We start from the raw sequence: 13,990 nt of genomic DNA, 5'->3' as shown, positions 1-13,990 counted from the left end.
TCTGGACCAGGTTCTGAAGTGTCTGATCCCCCTCACCATCAGAGACGACGAGCTGGAGCGCGGCCTGGCCATATTGGAAGAGTCCGTCGTCATCGCCCTGTTGGAGATACCCGATCTGGCCTTAGATAAAGAGGTGGAGACGCTCTGGATGGAGGTTATGGCATGATAGTGAGGAACTTGAGGGGCGCAGAGAGGTCCGAGAGGAGGGTCGTCGCCATCTGTGCCGAAATCTCGGATTTGAAGATCGACCTGTCTTTAGTGGTGATATAACTGGCTAATTATGCAAGTAGAAAAAGGAAGAGAAATGCACAAGGTCCTGAGGTCGTAAAGCGAGTCCGCCTTCCTCGAGCGCACGATAGAGAGGTTTTCGGGTCCGTGGAGACTCGCCTCGGCGCGAACAGGCTGATGGTGAGATGCTTCGACGGCAAGGAGAGGATGGCGAGGATACCCGGCAAGATGAAGAAAAGGATCTGGATCCGGGAAAACGATGTCGTCATCGTCGTTCCCTGGGATTTTCAGGACGAGAAGGCCGACGTTGTATGGAGGTATACTAGGCCTCAGGTAGATTATCTGGAGCGTAAAGGGTACATCAAAAGGTAGAGATGTAGCTGGAAAGCTGATTCCAGCGATGAAAAAGGAGATCTCGCGCCCCCTGGTTGAAGCCAGGTAATGCGATTCTCTCCCCTATCTCTCTGTGGTCACAGTTACATGACCAAGTGGCGAGGCGAGTCGCCGCGGCGACGAGAGAACGACGAGAGCAGAAAAAGAGAGCTAAAGAACCAGAACTTTTCTTAGTCGCCTTCGATGCTGGAGGCGTTATCCTCCCCTAATCCACACCATACCAGGGAACGGGCCACCCCCCGGGGGCGCGACAGGCCGCCACGACCCCCACCACCTCCGACGAGGCTCTGAGGATGCCCCTGGCGACGTCCAGCGCCCTCTGGACGGTCTTTCTATCCAGCTTCCTCCCTTCTCGTTCGTCTCCAATATCGTCCCCACCTCTGTGGACTCTACGATGGCCCCCTCCTCTCATCTGGACGTGGCCGCCTCAGCTTCCCTCTCCCTCCGCCGCTGGCTATCCCACAAGCCCGATCCTCTCCGCGGCTTTCCTTCCGACCTCGGCGGGATCGACTACGAGCCTTGCAACTCCCGACTCGATGGCCGCCCTCGCCACCGCCTCGGCGACCTTCGGCACCACCCGCCGGTCGAAGGGCGAGGGGATTATGGACTCCTCGGAGATCGGCTCCGCGAGTCTCGCGATCGCCCTGGCCGCCGCCATCTTCATCTCCTCGTCTATCTCCCTCGCCCGGACGTCGAGGGCCCCCCGAAAGATCCCCGGAAAGCCCAGGACGTTGTTCACCTGGTTTGGAAAGTCCGACCTGCCGGTGGCAACGACCCTCGCCCCGGCCTTTTTGGCCAGGTCGGGCATGATCTCGGGGACGGGGTTGGCCATGGCGAAGACTATAGGCTCTTTGGCCATGGACCTGACCATCTCCTCGGTGACGATCCCGGGGGCAGAAACCCCGATGAAGACGTCTGAGCCCTTCATGGCGTCGGCTAGAGATCCCCTCTTTCCCTCTGGGTTTGTGATTCTGGCCATCTCCATCTTGGAGGGGTTCAGGTCAGATCGTCCCTCGTGAATAATTCCCCGGCTGTCGCAGAGGACGATGTCGCGGACTCCGAAGCTCATCAGAAACTTGGATACTGCGACCCCTGCCGCCCCCGCCCCGCTGAAGACCACCGAGACGTCTTCAAACCTCTTTTCTGCGATCTTGAGTCCGTTGATCATGGCGGCTCCGGTCACCACGGCGGTCCCGTGCTGGTCGTCGTGAAATACAGGGATGTCCAGCTCCCGCTTCAGCCGATCCTCGATCTCGAAGCAGCGGGGGGCGCTGATATCCTCCAGGTTGACCCCGCCGAAGACGACTGATATCCTCTTGGTCGTCTCCACGATCTCCGAGACGTCCTTTGAATCTATGCAGATGGGGAAGGCGTCGACGTCGGCAAACCCCTTGAAGAGGATCGCCTTCCCCTCCATCACCGGCATCGAGGCCGCGGCACCGATATCCCCCAGGCCCAGGACCGCGGACCCGTCGGTGACCACCGCCACCAGGTTCCCCTTGGAGGTGTAATCGTAAACCAGCTCTGGATCTCTTGCGATCTCGCGGCAGGGCTCGGCGACTCCCGGGGTGTAGGCCAGGCTTAGGTCCTTCCGCGTGCTGCAGGGAACCTTGCTCTTGATTGCGATCTTACCCCTTGATTTCCGGTGGAACTCCAGCGCATCATCTCGAAGGGCCATCCAAATCTCCCGCCGTCATCTCGTCTCGCGTCCACATAAGCCTATCCTCGCCAACTCGCCTCTCCGGGCCACCCGCCCCTCCTCGCGACCCGGACTCAGGGCCAACAGATATAAACCAGAAGCTTGAACTAGATGCTCCGGAGCCGGGGTGGCAGAGCGGACTAATCTTCTGTCTCCAAGGGGTCTGAAGAGTCCAAACGCGGCAGGCTCGAGACCTGTTGTCCCTTCTGGGACGCTTGGGTTCAAAATGAGGGGGCGAGAAAGCCCTTTCAGGAAAATCCCAACCCCGGCGCCAATGATCCCGATCCAAAAAGTTCATATCGCCGCGGTTCATCTAGCGGTGATCGCATATCGGATAACAACCACTAAAGAGGCAATATCTCATGGCTCGATTTCCAGAGGCTGAAAACCGACTTCTCAACATGAAGATCTGTATGCGCTGCAACGCGCGAAATGCCGCCCGCTCGACCCGATGCCGCAAGTGCGGCTACAAGGGGCTTCGCGTCAAGTCCAAGGAGAGCAGAGGATAGACGGGTCTGGGGCTGACGTTCTCATGATCGGTCCCGTCGAAGAGATGCTGGCGGAGATCGTGGAGGCGACCGGAGCCGCACATCTCACCCTCATCGACCCCGACTCCCAGAGCCCCGAAGAGGCGGGCAGGATGGCGAGGGCCGCAGCAGACGGCGGCACCGACGCCATCATGGTGGGGGGGTCGGTCGGCGCTGCAGGCCACGCCCTGGAGGATACGGTAGCAGCGATCAAGGAAGAGTCTGGGCTTGCTGTGATCCTCTTTCCGAGCGGGGTCTCTGGGCTCTGCTCCAACGCCGACGCCGTCTTCTTCATGAGCCTTCTGAACTCTCGGAGCGCGAGCTACCTGATCGAGAACCAGGCTCTCGGCGCTCCCCTGGTCTATAAATACCGGATCGAGCCGATCCCCATGGCCTACGTCATCGTCGAGCCCGGTGGGACGGTGGGTTGGGTCGGGGACGCGAAGTTGATCCCGAGAAAGAAGCCCGAGCTGGCCGCGGCCTATGCCCTGGCCGGAAAGTACTTCGGAATGAGGATGGTCTATCTGGAGGCGGGTTCGGGGGCGGAGGAGCCGGTTCCATTGAAGATGGTGGCGGCGGCGAAGAAGATCCTGGGTGAGACGCTTCTCGTCCTCGGCGGGGGGATCCGGTCGGGCAATGCGGCGCGAAACCTGGTGGCGGCGGGGGCGGACGTCATCGTCACCGGGACCGGGGTCGAGAGGTCCGAGGACGTCGAGGCCTTCGTCCGCGAGATAACCTCGTCCATAAAGGCCCGCTGAGCTATTTTTATATCTTCTCAACAGATCCGGTTGTTATGTCCTCTTCCTCTCAAAGGATGGGAAATCAAAGAATGGCAGAATTCCTCTCCGATCACGAGCTGGACGGCCTCCTCCTCCTGGGAGACAGCCTCTGCAATCCCAACATCTACTATCTCTCCCGTTTTCTCGCCCCCGACCGCTTCGCCCTCCTGGCCGCCCCCTCCGTATCCATCCTGGTCTCGGGGATGGAGGAGGGGAGGGCGAAAAAGGAGTCGTTTGCCGACGAGGTGGTCAGCACCTCCGATTACGGGATCGTAGAAAAGATGGCCGAACTCGACCGGCCCGAGGAAGCCTACGTCGCGGTCCTGAAGGAGTTTCTCCGGGACCGGGGGATCAGAAGGCTCGGGGTTCCCGGCGAATTTCCCGTGAGGGTCTATCTGGATCTCGCCGGCGAGCTCGATCTATCGGTCTTGGATAACCCCGCAAGAGAGTGGCGGAAGGTCAAGACCTCCGAGGAGATCGAGGCGATCAGATCGACCCAGAGGGCCTGCGAGGAGGCGATGAAGGTCGCCATCGAACTGATCAGAAGATCGCGGCCCCGAGGGGAGCATCTCGTCTTCGAGGGGAAACCCCTCACCTCGGAGAGGGTGAGGTCGGCCATCGAGGTCTCCCTTCTGGAGAGGGGCTGCGAGGCGGAGGATACGATCGTGGCGGGAGGAGAAGAGGCGGCAGACCCCCACTGCAACGGATCGGGCCCCCTGCCCGCGGACTCTCCCATCGTCATCGACATCTTTCCCCGCTCCAAGAGGAGCCGTTACTTCGCGGACATGACCAGGACCGTCCTCCGAGGCGAGGCCGAAGAGGAGGTCGTCGAGATCTACGGGGCGGTCCTGGCGGCCCAGGAGGCGGGGATCGCGGCCGTCAGGGAAGGGGCGACGGGAAAGGAGGTCCACGCGAAGGTCTGTGAGGTCTTCGAGGAGCGGGGCTACCCCGAGAGGGAGGGGCAGGGCTTCATCCACTCCACGGGTCACGGGGTCGGCCTTGCGGTCCACGAGGGTCCGTCCTTGAGCGAGGTCGGCGAAAATCTGCAGGAGAATAACGTCGTCACCGTGGAGCCCGGCCTCTACTACCCGGAGCTGGGCGGGGTCCGGCTCGAGGATCTGGTGGTGGTGAAGAAGGGGGGATGCGACAACCTTACCAACCTTGAGAAGCGGCTTACCCTCTGAGAAGAGTCTGACCAGGGAGTTTTGATTGAGAGGAGTCTGATCTTTGATGGACGCTGAAATGCTTGAGAAGTACAGGAAGGCGGGAGATATCCTGGCCCGGATCCGGGACGAGGCGAGCTCTATGATCGATGTCGGGGTCTCGATCCTGGAGGTGGCAAACTATGTCGAGGAGACGACGAGGGATCTCGGCGGCGAGCCCGCCTTCCCCTGCAACATATCCCGGGACAGGGTAGCAGCCCACGACACTCCCCGGCCCCAGGACGAGTCCGTCTTCGGAGAAGAGATGGTGAAGCTGGACATCGGAGTACACGTCGACGGCTACATCGCCGACTCCGCCGTGTCCGTGGACCTGGGCGGCCACCCCGATCTGGTGGAGGCCTCGCGGGCCGGGCTCGCCGCGGCGATAGAGCTGGTCGAGCCCGGCGTCGACACGGCGGAGTTGGGGGGGGCCATCGAGGATGCGATAAATGGGTACGGCTACAGCTCGGTCGCGAACCTGACGGGCCACGGCCTCAGCCGCTACCAGGCCCACGGCGAGCCCTCGATTCCCAACAGGGCGATAGAGAAGGGAGTGTTGCTATCGGCCGGGGACGTGATAGCCATCGAGCCCTTCGCCACCGACGGGGTGGGCAGGATATCGGAGGCGCGGGAGGCCGAGATCTTCTCCTTGGTCGCCAAGAGGCCGGTTAGGTCGCCGCCCGCGAGAGCCCTCCTAAAACAGGTTCAGGAAAACTACTCCACCCTCCCCTTCGCCCGGAGATGGCTCTCGGGAGATAGGATCGATTACGCCATAGGCCAGCTCCTCCGGGCGGGGGTCCTTCGCCGATATCCCCTCCTCTGGGAGGCCGAGGGCGCCCTCGTCTCCCAGGCGGAGCATACGGTGATCGTGACGGAGAGCGGACGTGAGGTGACCACAGAGGCCAGGTGACCTTCGAGAGCCGACCGCTGGCCTCTCAGGCGTCTTTGCCGTCGTCCTCGGACCCGTCGTCTTCCTTGTAGCTGTCGTCTCCGATCTGAGCTGCGGATATGGCGTCGATGCCGTCGAGAAGCTCCGCCGTCAGGCAGTAGGGCATATCTGCGAAGGCCTCTTCGGGGAGGGACTCTCCTCCGATCACTCTCGCCCCGATATCGCTAAGTGTCCCCAGGGCCTCTTCCATCCGGTCGGCCTCCTCGGCCAGGACCGCCTTTCTCACCAGATCCTCCAGGGGCGTCTTTTTGTCGTAGCCCCCCTCGATGTAGCGCTGGCTTGAGAGAAATACGGCCGTCAGGGCGGTGCTCAGCGACTCCAGCATCAGATTCGCGTCCTCTCCAAGGGACTCATCCCTCTCGGAGACGATATCTCTGATCTCGTCGATGGTGGATATAGCCTCCTCTTTGGATATGGTGCCGTGTTCGCATCTCGCGATGACCTTGAGGCAGGCCAAGACCACGTCGTCCATGGCGTAGACGAAGACTGCAGCTGATGGGTCCTCATCCGACTCCTTGAGGGTGAACCCGCTATCTTTTATCTTGTTGATCCAGTTCTGCCATCGGCCCCGGGTGTAGAACTCTTCTTTCATAAGATCCTCTCATCGGTAAGCATCCATCAGAGCTATCCGTTCCAGGACGAGGTCGGGAATCCTATCCTCGCCTGCGGCCTCGATCTCCAGATCTCCGATCTCGAAGGTCTCCCTCACGGCCGCCGGGCTCCAGGAGGGTCCTCCGTCGTCGGCGTCGATGATATCGGAGATCTCCAGATCCTTTCCGTTCTCCATCACTATCAGGGCTACCCGTCGGGTGGCCTCTGATACGCCCACGGAGAGCGCCCGCTCGATCTGTCTCTGGCCTGAGGCGTAGCGGAGGATCTCCAGGCCCAGGTCTTTGGCCACGTTCCTCTCATCGGAGAAGGCCCGCACCGCCTTCTCTGCGGCGAAGGCGGCGTGCAGCTCGCCCACCACCAGAGACGCGTCCATCGCCTGGATGACGCAACCGTACCTATCTTGAGCCTCTCTCAAAGCCGCCAGAAAGGCTTCTTTCCCCTTTATCTTCGGCCTTCCAAAGAGCAGACGAACCTCGCTCATCAGCGGGTGGTTTGGCGACGGAGTTTAAAAGTTTGCGGTCGATGATCGGCCCGCCCCGGGAGCGGCAAATGCATCGAGAAGAAATATAAAAATAAACCTTCAGCACTCTACGGCGTCGCCGACCTCCATGATCACGACCTCGGAGTCGCAGAGGGTCTCCACCAGGTCCCGGAACTTGAGAGGGTCCTGCCTTATCCTGGGCCAGGTGTTGTAGTGCATCGGTATGACCAGATGGGGCCTGATCCAGCTGGTGGCGATCGCCGCCTCTCGGGGGCCCATGGTGTACCTCCCTCCGATCGGCAGAAGGGCGACGTCGGGCCTGTAGAGGTCCCCTATCAGCCTCATGTCGCTGAAGAGGGCGGTATCTCCGGCGTGGTAGACCCTGATCCTGTCGTCGATCACAAAGCCGGCAGCTTCGCCGCCGCACCTCGGCGGATCGGTGAGGGTTATATCCGAGGAGTGTATCGCCCGCGTCATGGTGACGACGACGTCGCCCACCCCGAAGGTGCCGCCGATGTTCATCCCCTCAGACCTGACGCCCTGGCGGTCCAGGTATTTCGCCACCTCAGCGACTGCCAGGACTGGAGAGCCCGTCCGTCTGGCTATATCCTCTGCATCGCCGAGATGGTCGGCGTGGCCGTGGGTGACGGCTATGAGATCCGGATCGAGCTCGTCCACCGATTTCGGCGCTGAGGGGTTCTCGCTGATGTAGGGGTCCACGAGGATCTTCATGGACTCGGCGAGCTCAAAGCAAGAATGAGAGAGCCAGGTTATCTTCATCTCGGTCCACCCGGGCGATGAGAGATGGTCTCTGCAGGTCGAAGGAGCGACCTTCCGGTCGCTCCGAGTTTAAACCAGCCCTGAACGCTGAAGTCTCAAGAGATCTGAGGTATCCAGCTTCTCTCCCTGTCTGAACTGGGTGAGGATCTCCTCGGCCTCCTTCCTGACCTCGGCCTTGACTTTATCCTCTCTCTTCTCCCTGTTCTTTCTCCTGAGACCTGTGATGATCTTGTCGAAATCGCGTATCTCTCGTTGAGTTCTTATGAACTCCCGGTGCTGCTTGTCGGCCGCCTCCTGAGCCGTTACGAACTCCCGGTGGGCTGCGTCGGCCTGGGCCCTCATCTGGTCGGCCTCTTTGAAGGTGGCGATCATCTTGTCGTGGTATTCCTGGGCGAGCTCTGCGGACTTCGTGACGAGATCGTGGTATTCTGAGGCCTTGTCCCGAAGCTCCTGGGCCCCGTCCAGAAGGTCTCTGAGCACCTCGTTCTTCTCCATCTGCTCCTTTCTCGTCTTGAACTCTGTTCGTAGGGCTGAGATCCTCTCGACCAGCTGCTTCTCCTTCTCGGGGCTCAGAACCTCGGTCTGCTGCTTGAACTCCATGTGGTCTATCTCTCTTCGCAGACCTCGAATGGACCGGTCGCCGGTCAGGTTGTGCTTCTTTCTGATCTCGTCTATCTGAGCGTAGATGTCATTGGTCTTCTCGTTGTACTCGTCCCGGTTCTGTTTGGCCTCGGCCACGCTCTTGTTGTACTCGTCACGGAGCTTCTTGAGCTCTTGAGCCTTGTCTATGAGCTCTTTGGTCTTCTTGTTCAGTTCGTTCCGCTCCGCGGCCCACTTGCTTGCCTCAGCGTTCAATTGGCTGCGACTCTCCTTGAAGTCGACGGCCTGCTGCTTCAGCCGGGCCTTCTTTTCTTCCAATTCTGCCAGCATCCCCCTTTTGTCCTCCTTTTCCAGCTCTCAGGCTGGGTCTAACGTCCTTTCCCTACGGCACTATTCAGCGTGGGGCACCATCAACATCACATGCTTGCTCAATCGACCTGCTTCGGGGGAGATCCCAATAAAATCTCTACTCTCATTGCTATCTGATGATCGTCTCAGAGGGAATCTGCGCGCCTGATGGAAGAAGCGCGCTTTTCCAGCTCCCTGGAATCAAAATATAGCTCTTTCCCAAGATCGATGTCGATGGGCATGTGGCAATTTTCTAGATTATCCCCTACGTATTAATCTTTTGGTTAGAATCGTCTCTTTTGGGGCGTGCTGCGATCTCTTTTCCATTCGGACTTTCATCTCCGAAAATCTTCCTTTGAAGATTTGATAACCTATCTGTTGCAGATCGGCCATCTAATTTGCGTTTTCTCCTATTCTGACCACAATTTACAAGTTCATCGGAGATCTTAATAGCATCTATCGCTGGAGGAATTGCTTTGAAGCCCGAGATGTACAAAGGTATGCCGGCCGTATTCAAGAGGAGAGACGGAAATTTCGAGATAAAGATTCTGGTGACCGGAGGGATGCTCGCCCCCGGCCAGGTGAAGCGGGTGGGCGAGGTGGCCGAGAAGTACGGCGCCATGGTCCACCTCACGGTGAGGCAGGAGATCTCGATCCTCGGAGTCCCCGAGGAGAGGCTGGATTCTGCGCTCAGCGATCTCGAAGAGGTGGGGCTTGCGCCCGGCTCTGCGGGCATGACCTTCAGAAACGTCGTCTCCTGCCTGGGGGAGGTCTACTGCTTCAAGGCGGCGGCCGAGACGACGGATCTGGCCAAGGAGATCGGCGAGAGGTTCACGGGCGAGAAGACCCCCGGTCCCCTCAAGGTCGGGATAGGAGGATGCCCCTTCCCCTGCACACGGCCCCAGTTCAACGAGATCGGGATCATGGGGAGGGTCAGGCCCGAGCTGGACCTCGAGAAGTGCACAGGGTGCGGAAAGTGCGTCGAGGTCTGCAAGGTGGGGGCGGCCAGCGTCGTCGACGGAAAGGCGGTCATAGACTATGACAAATGCGTCATGTGCGGCCGGTGCGTCGTGAATTGCCCCGTGGGGGCGAGGTACACCGCCGAGGACGGGTACATGGTATTTGTTGGCGGACGGGGTAGCTGGCCGCCCCACGAGGGCTGGATGCTCCGCGACTTCGTGGCCCGGGAGGATATTCTGCCCCTGATCGAGCGGATCCTGGAGGTCTACCGGGAGAGTGCCAAGCCCGGAATGCGGCTGCGGGAGTTCATCAACACCATAGGGTTTGAGGAGTTCAAGCGGAGGGTTGGATCACCGGAGACCGAAAAGAGCTGATATGGCGAATTCGCATCTTTCCAATCCATTTAACTATTTTTATTTATTTTTGGATATGTCGACTGATGAGGTGCGCTATCGGTAATGTATCATGCAATCAACAGATTAAAATAGGGGGGTGGCGCTAGACTAGTATAAGGCTCTACTAACTTAGTTTAGACGGAGGGAGTGATTTGAGAAAAACTATAATCATCGCGATACTCGCCCTGTCGTTCCTGGTGGGGATGGCGGCGGCGGCCGAGACCGACCCTGACCGAAAAGTGACTGCTTCCAGGAATATCACCTTCGACTTCGAGCAGAGCGTCCAGGGCAGCGGCTACTTCATGACCTATCGGTACATCCAGCTAGACTCGCCAGACTCTGGTGGTCAGAAGGGCCCGATGTACAAGGACTACGCTCACGGGAGCGGCACCATCGACAACGAGATAACCATCTGCGCAGAGGACATCGAGTATTATAATGACGACGGCTGCTGGGCGGAGTGGGAGGCCTACTCCTGCATCTCGGCGAGGGAGGACAACTCCATGGTCTACTCCCCGATGACCATGGCCATCGGGAACGGCTACTACGCCCGAAACCCGGTCAGGTACGACTCCCTGCTCAAGGAGAAGACCTGCATTAAGAACTACAGGCCGGTAACCTCGATGCACCACCAGGTGGAGTACGCGAAGGCCGTGGACAAGGAGATCGACGTCATAGTCAAGGACAAGCAGTACTACTATGGAGACCCGGTCTATGAGGGCGTAGGCTACACCACCATGAAGATCAACGAGGATGTCACCGATGGTATGGTCCACATTGGTGTTCTCCAGGGAGAGCCGAACAGCATGAACTTCACCGGTTACCACACTCCCGAGACCTCCGCCTGGAGAAACCCCATGATCGAGATCGATGAGGACTACGTCGGAACCTTCCACATCGAGAAGAACATGACCCTCGAGGTGCCCTACAAGGACGTCATTGAGGAGTCCGACTGGCTCACCTGTTGCATCGGCGGATGCGAAGACATGGACCCCTGTGACAGGAAGTACACCTGCGAGGAGTGCATGGTGGGCGAGCTGCCAGAAACCGACGAGAGCTCTGTCTTTGACTCGGCATATGAGCCGGCTACCAACGGCGGATGCTGCAACTGATCGGGGGGAACTCTTCCCCACCCTCTTTTTCCTTTTATTTTGCAGTCCCTTTCTTTACAGCAAAGGCTTAACTCTCTTCGGGCGAGGGGCAGATCATGCAGTTTTCTGACTGGGAGCCGATCTACCGGGAGATCCTGGCTGAGTTCGGCTTCTCTCGAGAAGAGGACGAGGAGGCGGCCCGGCTTCTTCAGAGATTGCTCCTGGGCCGGGAGAACGATCTCTCGCCCGAAGATCTATCCTCGATGATCAGGAGGCGCGAGGTCCTCGTCTGCGGGAACGGGCCCAGCCTTCCCCTAGAGCTGAAGGAGTTCCTGGAGGAATTGGACACGGGAGAGATCGCTGTCATAGCCGCCGACGGGGCGACGACCACCCTTCTTGCGGCGGGGACACTTCCCGACCTGATCGTGACCGATCTGGACGGCTTTCTTCCCGACATTCTGGCCGCGAGCGAGAGGGGCTCCGCGGTGGTGGTCCACGCTCACGGCGACAACATGGACGCCCTGAAGGAGTACGTCCCGCGCCTCCGAAGAGTTCTCGGCACAACCCAGGCGGAGCCGATGGAGGGGGTCAGCAACTTCGGGGGCTTCTCGGACGGGGATCGGTGTGTCTTTCTCGCCCGAAGCTTCGGGGCGGGAAAGATCAGGATCATCGGCTTCGATTACGACGATCCCGACGTCACGCCGGTCAAGAAGAAGAAGCTCAAGTGGGCTCGAAGGCTGGTGGCGATGGCCCTGGAAGACGAGTCTGCACTTTAGGTATCACCTTCAGTCTTCGTCTTCTCCAGGATCTCGGCCAGGGCCTCCATCGTCTCCTCCAGAACTTCGGCCCTTCCGCGGGCGGCGTCGACGACTACGAACCTCTCCGGCTCGCTTATTGCCATCAGCTCGAAGTTCGCCGCCACCTCTCCGAGAAACTCCTCCCGCTCGAACTTCTCGGGGCCGTTCGTTCCCTCTCTGGACCCCTCCTCTCTCGATCGGCACCTCTCCATCGCCAGGGCGGGGTCTATGGAGAAGAGGATCGTTTTGTCGGGGGTGACGCTCCAGGGGCGGTGAAGCCCTCTCACCCACTCCAGGGGCCGGGGCACGACGTCCCGGAGGGTGGCCCCCTGGTAGGCGACCCTGGAGTCGGAGTACCGGTCTGATATCACCACCTCTCCCCTCTCCAGGGCGGGGATCACCGTCTCTTTCAGGTGGCGGGCGTGGTCTGCCATGAACAAGAAGAGCTCTTCCAGCTCTTCGGCCTCTCCTGCCCTCTCCCCCTGAACTTCTGTCCTCCGGGAGGACCTTTTGAGCCTCTCTCTTATCAGCCGACCCTCTTCGCCCCCGGTCGGCTCGGCGGTGAAGAGAAAGCGCCTCTCAGCAAAGGGGGGCCTCTCCTCCTCGGCGATCTGCCGGGCGACCCCGGCGGCGATCGAGGATTTGCCGCTCCCGTCTATCCCCTCGAAGGTGATCAAGATTCCCCTCAATCAGTATTCCCCTCATGATCTGCAGCCTCCGGTCAAGCGCTGCTGATATTTAAGGCGTGGCCGAGGATAGGATAAGATTTTGGTATGTCGCCCGATGCTCTGCTAACTCTGAAGCCTCATCCTCTGGACGATCCGCAGTCGGCTCAGTGACCCTCGCAGCGGGCTTATTGTACCGCATCTGGGTTGTCTTGAGGTCATGGGCAGACGATAGTCAGTATCTCCCCCAAGGACCTATCAACGCGGCTTTTCGTGTGGTTCCCCTTTTGCGCCGGCAGTCACGGCGACGGCGGATGCCTGGGCTCCTGCCAGTCCTCATGAGGGAACCTGTGATATATAAGTAAAGTACTATATAAAGATGCCGCCCTGCATCGATCCGTGGCGGTCCTTTTAGGTCTTCTTCAGTCTTCTTCAGGGACGAGTTCTGATATAATTTCGGCATAAACGCCGCGTGGCAAAGGTTTAAGTCGAAGTTGCGCGTTGAATATCTTCGGAGGTGTTTCATCTGGCTGATAACGTCTATGTGGTTGGCCACAAAAGTCCAGACACTGACTCAGTAGCTGCGGCTATATCCTATGCGAACCTGAAGAACCAGCTCGGGCTGCCCGACATTTACATCCCCGCGGCGGCGGGCGAGATCAACAGCGAGACCAAGTTCGTCCTCGAGCACTTCAGCGTCCCTGTGCCGGAGACGATCACCGATGCCAAGGGCAAGAAGATCATCCTCGTCGACCACAACGAGGTCGCCCAGGCGGTGGACAACATCAAGGAGGCGACGCTCTTGGAGGTCGTAGATCACCACAAGATCGGCGACATTCAGACCGGTAGCCCCATCTTCTTCCACAACGAGCCCGTCGGCAGCACCGCGACGATAATCTCCGCGATGTACGACCAGTACAACGTCCCCATCACCAAGGAGATGGCGGGCGTGATGATCTCTGCGATCCTCAGCGACACCGTCCTCTTCAAGTCCCCCACCTGTACCGATAAGGACAAGGAGCAGGTGGCAAAGCTCGCCAAGATCATCGGTGAGGACTACGAGCAGTACGGGATCGAGATGCTCACCGCGAAGAGCGATATATCCTCCAAGACCGCCCTGGACATCGTGAAGGGCGACTACAAGCACTTCGACTTCGCAGGGACGAAGGCCGGCGTAGGCCAGATCGAGGTCATGGACCTCTCGGTACTCGAGCCCAGAAGGAAGGAGATCCTGGAAGAGATGGAGAAGGTGAGGAAGGATGAGGATCTCAGCTTCGTTCTGATCATGCTCACCGACGTCATGAAGGAGGCGAGTGATCTCCTCTTTGTCGGAAAGCCGGTGGAGAAGTTCGAGCAGGCCTTCGAGGGGAAGGTGGAGAACAACTCCATCTACAAGGAGGGCGTCCTCTCGAGGAAGAAGCAGGTCATCCCCCCCCTGGAAGCGGCCTTCAAGTGAGGGCAGGGTTTCTTCTCTTTTCCTTTTT

The 13,990-nt window shown here is 59.4% G+C and carries 16 protein-coding genes and 1 tRNA gene; 10 read left to right on the top strand and 7 right to left on the bottom strand.

The window, feature by feature from the left end; genetic code table 11:
* Positions 1–270: 270 nt before the first annotated feature.
* Positions 271–600 (top strand): translation initiation factor eIF-1A, encoded by a 330-nt coding sequence (gene eif1A, locus ACP5EL_RS02190; protein ID WP_428400805.1) that lies wholly within the window; start codon positions 271–273, stop codon positions 598–600.
* A 226-nt stretch (positions 601–826) separates the two neighbouring features.
* On the opposite strand, the gene ACP5EL_RS02185 is transcribed toward eif1A, so the two are convergent.
* Together ACP5EL_RS02185 and ACP5EL_RS02180 are read right to left on the bottom strand one after the other, a co-directional pair.
* A complete protein-coding gene (locus tag ACP5EL_RS02185; protein ID WP_428400804.1) occupies positions 827–1,033 on the bottom strand; it encodes a hypothetical protein in 207 nt (68 codons plus the stop codon).
* A 42-nt stretch (positions 1,034–1,075) separates the two neighbouring features.
* Entirely contained in the window at positions 1,076–2,299 is a 1,224-nt protein-coding gene (locus tag ACP5EL_RS02180) for an NAD(P)-dependent malic enzyme (protein ID WP_428400803.1), read from the bottom strand.
* A 142-nt stretch (positions 2,300–2,441) separates the two neighbouring features.
* Between ACP5EL_RS02180 and ACP5EL_RS02175 the strand changes: the two genes are divergently transcribed.
* From ACP5EL_RS02175 to map, 5 genes are all read left to right on the top strand, one after another.
* Positions 2,442–2,594: transfer RNA gene (locus tag ACP5EL_RS02175), tRNA-Ser, on the top strand.
* 88 nt (positions 2,595–2,682) lie between these two features.
* Positions 2,683–2,829 (top strand): 50S ribosomal protein L40e, encoded by a 147-nt coding sequence (locus tag ACP5EL_RS02170; RefSeq protein WP_213861269.1) that lies wholly within the window; start codon positions 2,683–2,685, stop codon positions 2,827–2,829.
* Between the two features lie 23 nt (positions 2,830–2,852).
* Positions 2,853–3,605 carry a geranylgeranylglyceryl/heptaprenylglyceryl phosphate synthase gene (locus ACP5EL_RS02165; protein WP_428400802.1) on the top strand — a complete coding sequence of 251 codons (753 nt, stop codon included), beginning with the start codon at positions 2,853–2,855 and terminating at the stop codon, positions 3,603–3,605.
* A 71-nt stretch (positions 3,606–3,676) separates the two neighbouring features.
* On the top strand, positions 3,677–4,810 hold the full coding sequence (locus ACP5EL_RS02160) for a M24 family metallopeptidase (protein WP_428400801.1): 1,134 nt from the start codon (positions 3,677–3,679) through the stop codon (positions 4,808–4,810).
* Between the two features lie 46 nt (positions 4,811–4,856).
* The gene (map, locus tag ACP5EL_RS02155) at positions 4,857–5,738 is read left to right on the top strand and encodes a type II methionyl aminopeptidase (RefSeq protein WP_428400800.1); all 882 of its coding nucleotides are present in this window, start codon (positions 4,857–4,859) and stop codon (positions 5,736–5,738) included.
* Positions 5,739–5,763: 25 nt separating this feature from the next.
* Here the strand turns inward: map and ACP5EL_RS02150 are convergent, their stop codons facing one another.
* From ACP5EL_RS02150 to ACP5EL_RS02135, 4 genes are all read right to left on the bottom strand, one after another.
* Positions 5,764–6,369 (bottom strand): DUF2150 family protein, encoded by a 606-nt coding sequence (locus tag ACP5EL_RS02150; protein WP_428400799.1) that lies wholly within the window; start codon positions 6,367–6,369, stop codon positions 5,764–5,766.
* Between the two features lie 9 nt (positions 6,370–6,378).
* Positions 6,379–6,870, bottom strand: coding sequence for a KEOPS complex subunit Cgi121 (gene cgi121, locus ACP5EL_RS02145; protein ID WP_428400798.1), 492 nt, complete (start codon positions 6,868–6,870; stop codon positions 6,379–6,381).
* Between the two features lie 99 nt (positions 6,871–6,969).
* Positions 6,970–7,650 (bottom strand): metal-dependent hydrolase, encoded by a 681-nt coding sequence (locus ACP5EL_RS02140; RefSeq protein WP_428400797.1) that lies wholly within the window; start codon positions 7,648–7,650, stop codon positions 6,970–6,972.
* Positions 7,651–7,719: 69 nt separating this feature from the next.
* On the bottom strand, positions 7,720–8,580 hold the full coding sequence (locus tag ACP5EL_RS02135) for a coiled-coil protein (protein ID WP_428400796.1): 861 nt from the start codon (positions 8,578–8,580) through the stop codon (positions 7,720–7,722).
* 494 nt (positions 8,581–9,074) lie between these two features.
* On the opposite strand from ACP5EL_RS02135, the gene ACP5EL_RS02130 reads away from it, so the two are divergent.
* The 3 genes from ACP5EL_RS02130 to ACP5EL_RS02120 all read left to right on the top strand — a co-directional run bounded on the left by ACP5EL_RS02130 (position 9,075) and on the right by ACP5EL_RS02120 (position 11,820).
* On the top strand, positions 9,075–9,932 hold the full coding sequence (locus tag ACP5EL_RS02130; protein ID WP_428400795.1) for a 4Fe-4S binding protein: 858 nt from the start codon (positions 9,075–9,077) through the stop codon (positions 9,930–9,932).
* Between the two features lie 173 nt (positions 9,933–10,105).
* A complete protein-coding gene (locus tag ACP5EL_RS02125; protein ID WP_428400794.1) occupies positions 10,106–11,065 on the top strand; it encodes a hypothetical protein in 960 nt (319 codons plus the stop codon).
* A 95-nt stretch (positions 11,066–11,160) separates the two neighbouring features.
* On the top strand, positions 11,161–11,820 hold the full coding sequence (locus tag ACP5EL_RS02120) for a 6-hydroxymethylpterin diphosphokinase MptE-like protein (protein ID WP_428400793.1): 660 nt from the start codon (positions 11,161–11,163) through the stop codon (positions 11,818–11,820).
* On the opposite strand, the gene tmk is transcribed toward ACP5EL_RS02120, so the two are convergent.
* Positions 11,817–12,530, bottom strand: a complete 714-nt coding sequence (gene tmk, locus ACP5EL_RS02115) for a dTMP kinase (protein ID WP_428400792.1) — start codon at positions 12,528–12,530, stop codon at positions 11,817–11,819. The genes ACP5EL_RS02120 and tmk overlap by 4 nt on opposite strands.
* Before the next feature lie 493 nt (positions 12,531–13,023).
* On the opposite strand from tmk, the gene ACP5EL_RS02110 reads away from it, so the two are divergent.
* The gene (locus ACP5EL_RS02110; protein WP_428400791.1) at positions 13,024–13,962 is read left to right on the top strand and encodes a manganese-dependent inorganic pyrophosphatase; all 939 of its coding nucleotides are present in this window, start codon (positions 13,024–13,026) and stop codon (positions 13,960–13,962) included.
* Positions 13,963–13,990: the final 28 nt, after the last annotated feature.

Source organism: Methanocrinis sp. (assembly GCF_049974945.1).
Classification (GTDB): Archaea; Halobacteriota; Methanosarcinia; order Methanotrichales; family Methanotrichaceae; genus Methanocrinis.
Note: the sequence above shows the minus strand (reverse complement) of the source record. Positions and strands in the feature narration are given on the sequence as shown.

Bases quoted from the DNA above. Each gene is read 5' to 3' on its own strand.
- ACP5EL_RS02185 (WP_428400804.1), bottom strand. From the start codon at position 1,033: ATGAGAGGAGGGGGCCATCGTAGAGTCCACAGAGGTGGGGACGATATT.
- ACP5EL_RS02180 (WP_428400803.1), bottom strand. From the start codon at position 2,299: ATGGCCCTTCGAGATGATGCGCTGGAGTTCCACCGGAAATCAAGGGGT.
- ACP5EL_RS02170 (WP_213861269.1), top strand. From the start codon at position 2,683: ATGGCTCGATTTCCAGAGGCTGAAAACCGACTTCTCAACATGAAGATC.
- ACP5EL_RS02165 (WP_428400802.1), top strand. From the start codon at position 2,853: ATGATCGGTCCCGTCGAAGAGATGCTGGCGGAGATCGTGGAGGCGACC.
- ACP5EL_RS02160 (WP_428400801.1), top strand. From the start codon at position 3,677: ATGGCAGAATTCCTCTCCGATCACGAGCTGGACGGCCTCCTCCTCCTG.
- map (WP_428400800.1), top strand. From the start codon at position 4,857: ATGGACGCTGAAATGCTTGAGAAGTACAGGAAGGCGGGAGATATCCTG.
- ACP5EL_RS02150 (WP_428400799.1), bottom strand. From the start codon at position 6,369: ATGAAAGAAGAGTTCTACACCCGGGGCCGATGGCAGAACTGGATCAAC.
- cgi121 (WP_428400798.1), bottom strand. From the start codon at position 6,870: ATGAGCGAGGTTCGTCTGCTCTTTGGAAGGCCGAAGATAAAGGGGAAA.
- ACP5EL_RS02140 (WP_428400797.1), bottom strand. From the start codon at position 7,650: ATGAAGATAACCTGGCTCTCTCATTCTTGCTTTGAGCTCGCCGAGTCC.
- ACP5EL_RS02135 (WP_428400796.1), bottom strand. From the start codon at position 8,580: ATGCTGGCAGAATTGGAAGAAAAGAAGGCCCGGCTGAAGCAGCAGGCC.
- ACP5EL_RS02120 (WP_428400793.1), top strand. From the start codon at position 11,161: ATGCAGTTTTCTGACTGGGAGCCGATCTACCGGGAGATCCTGGCTGAG.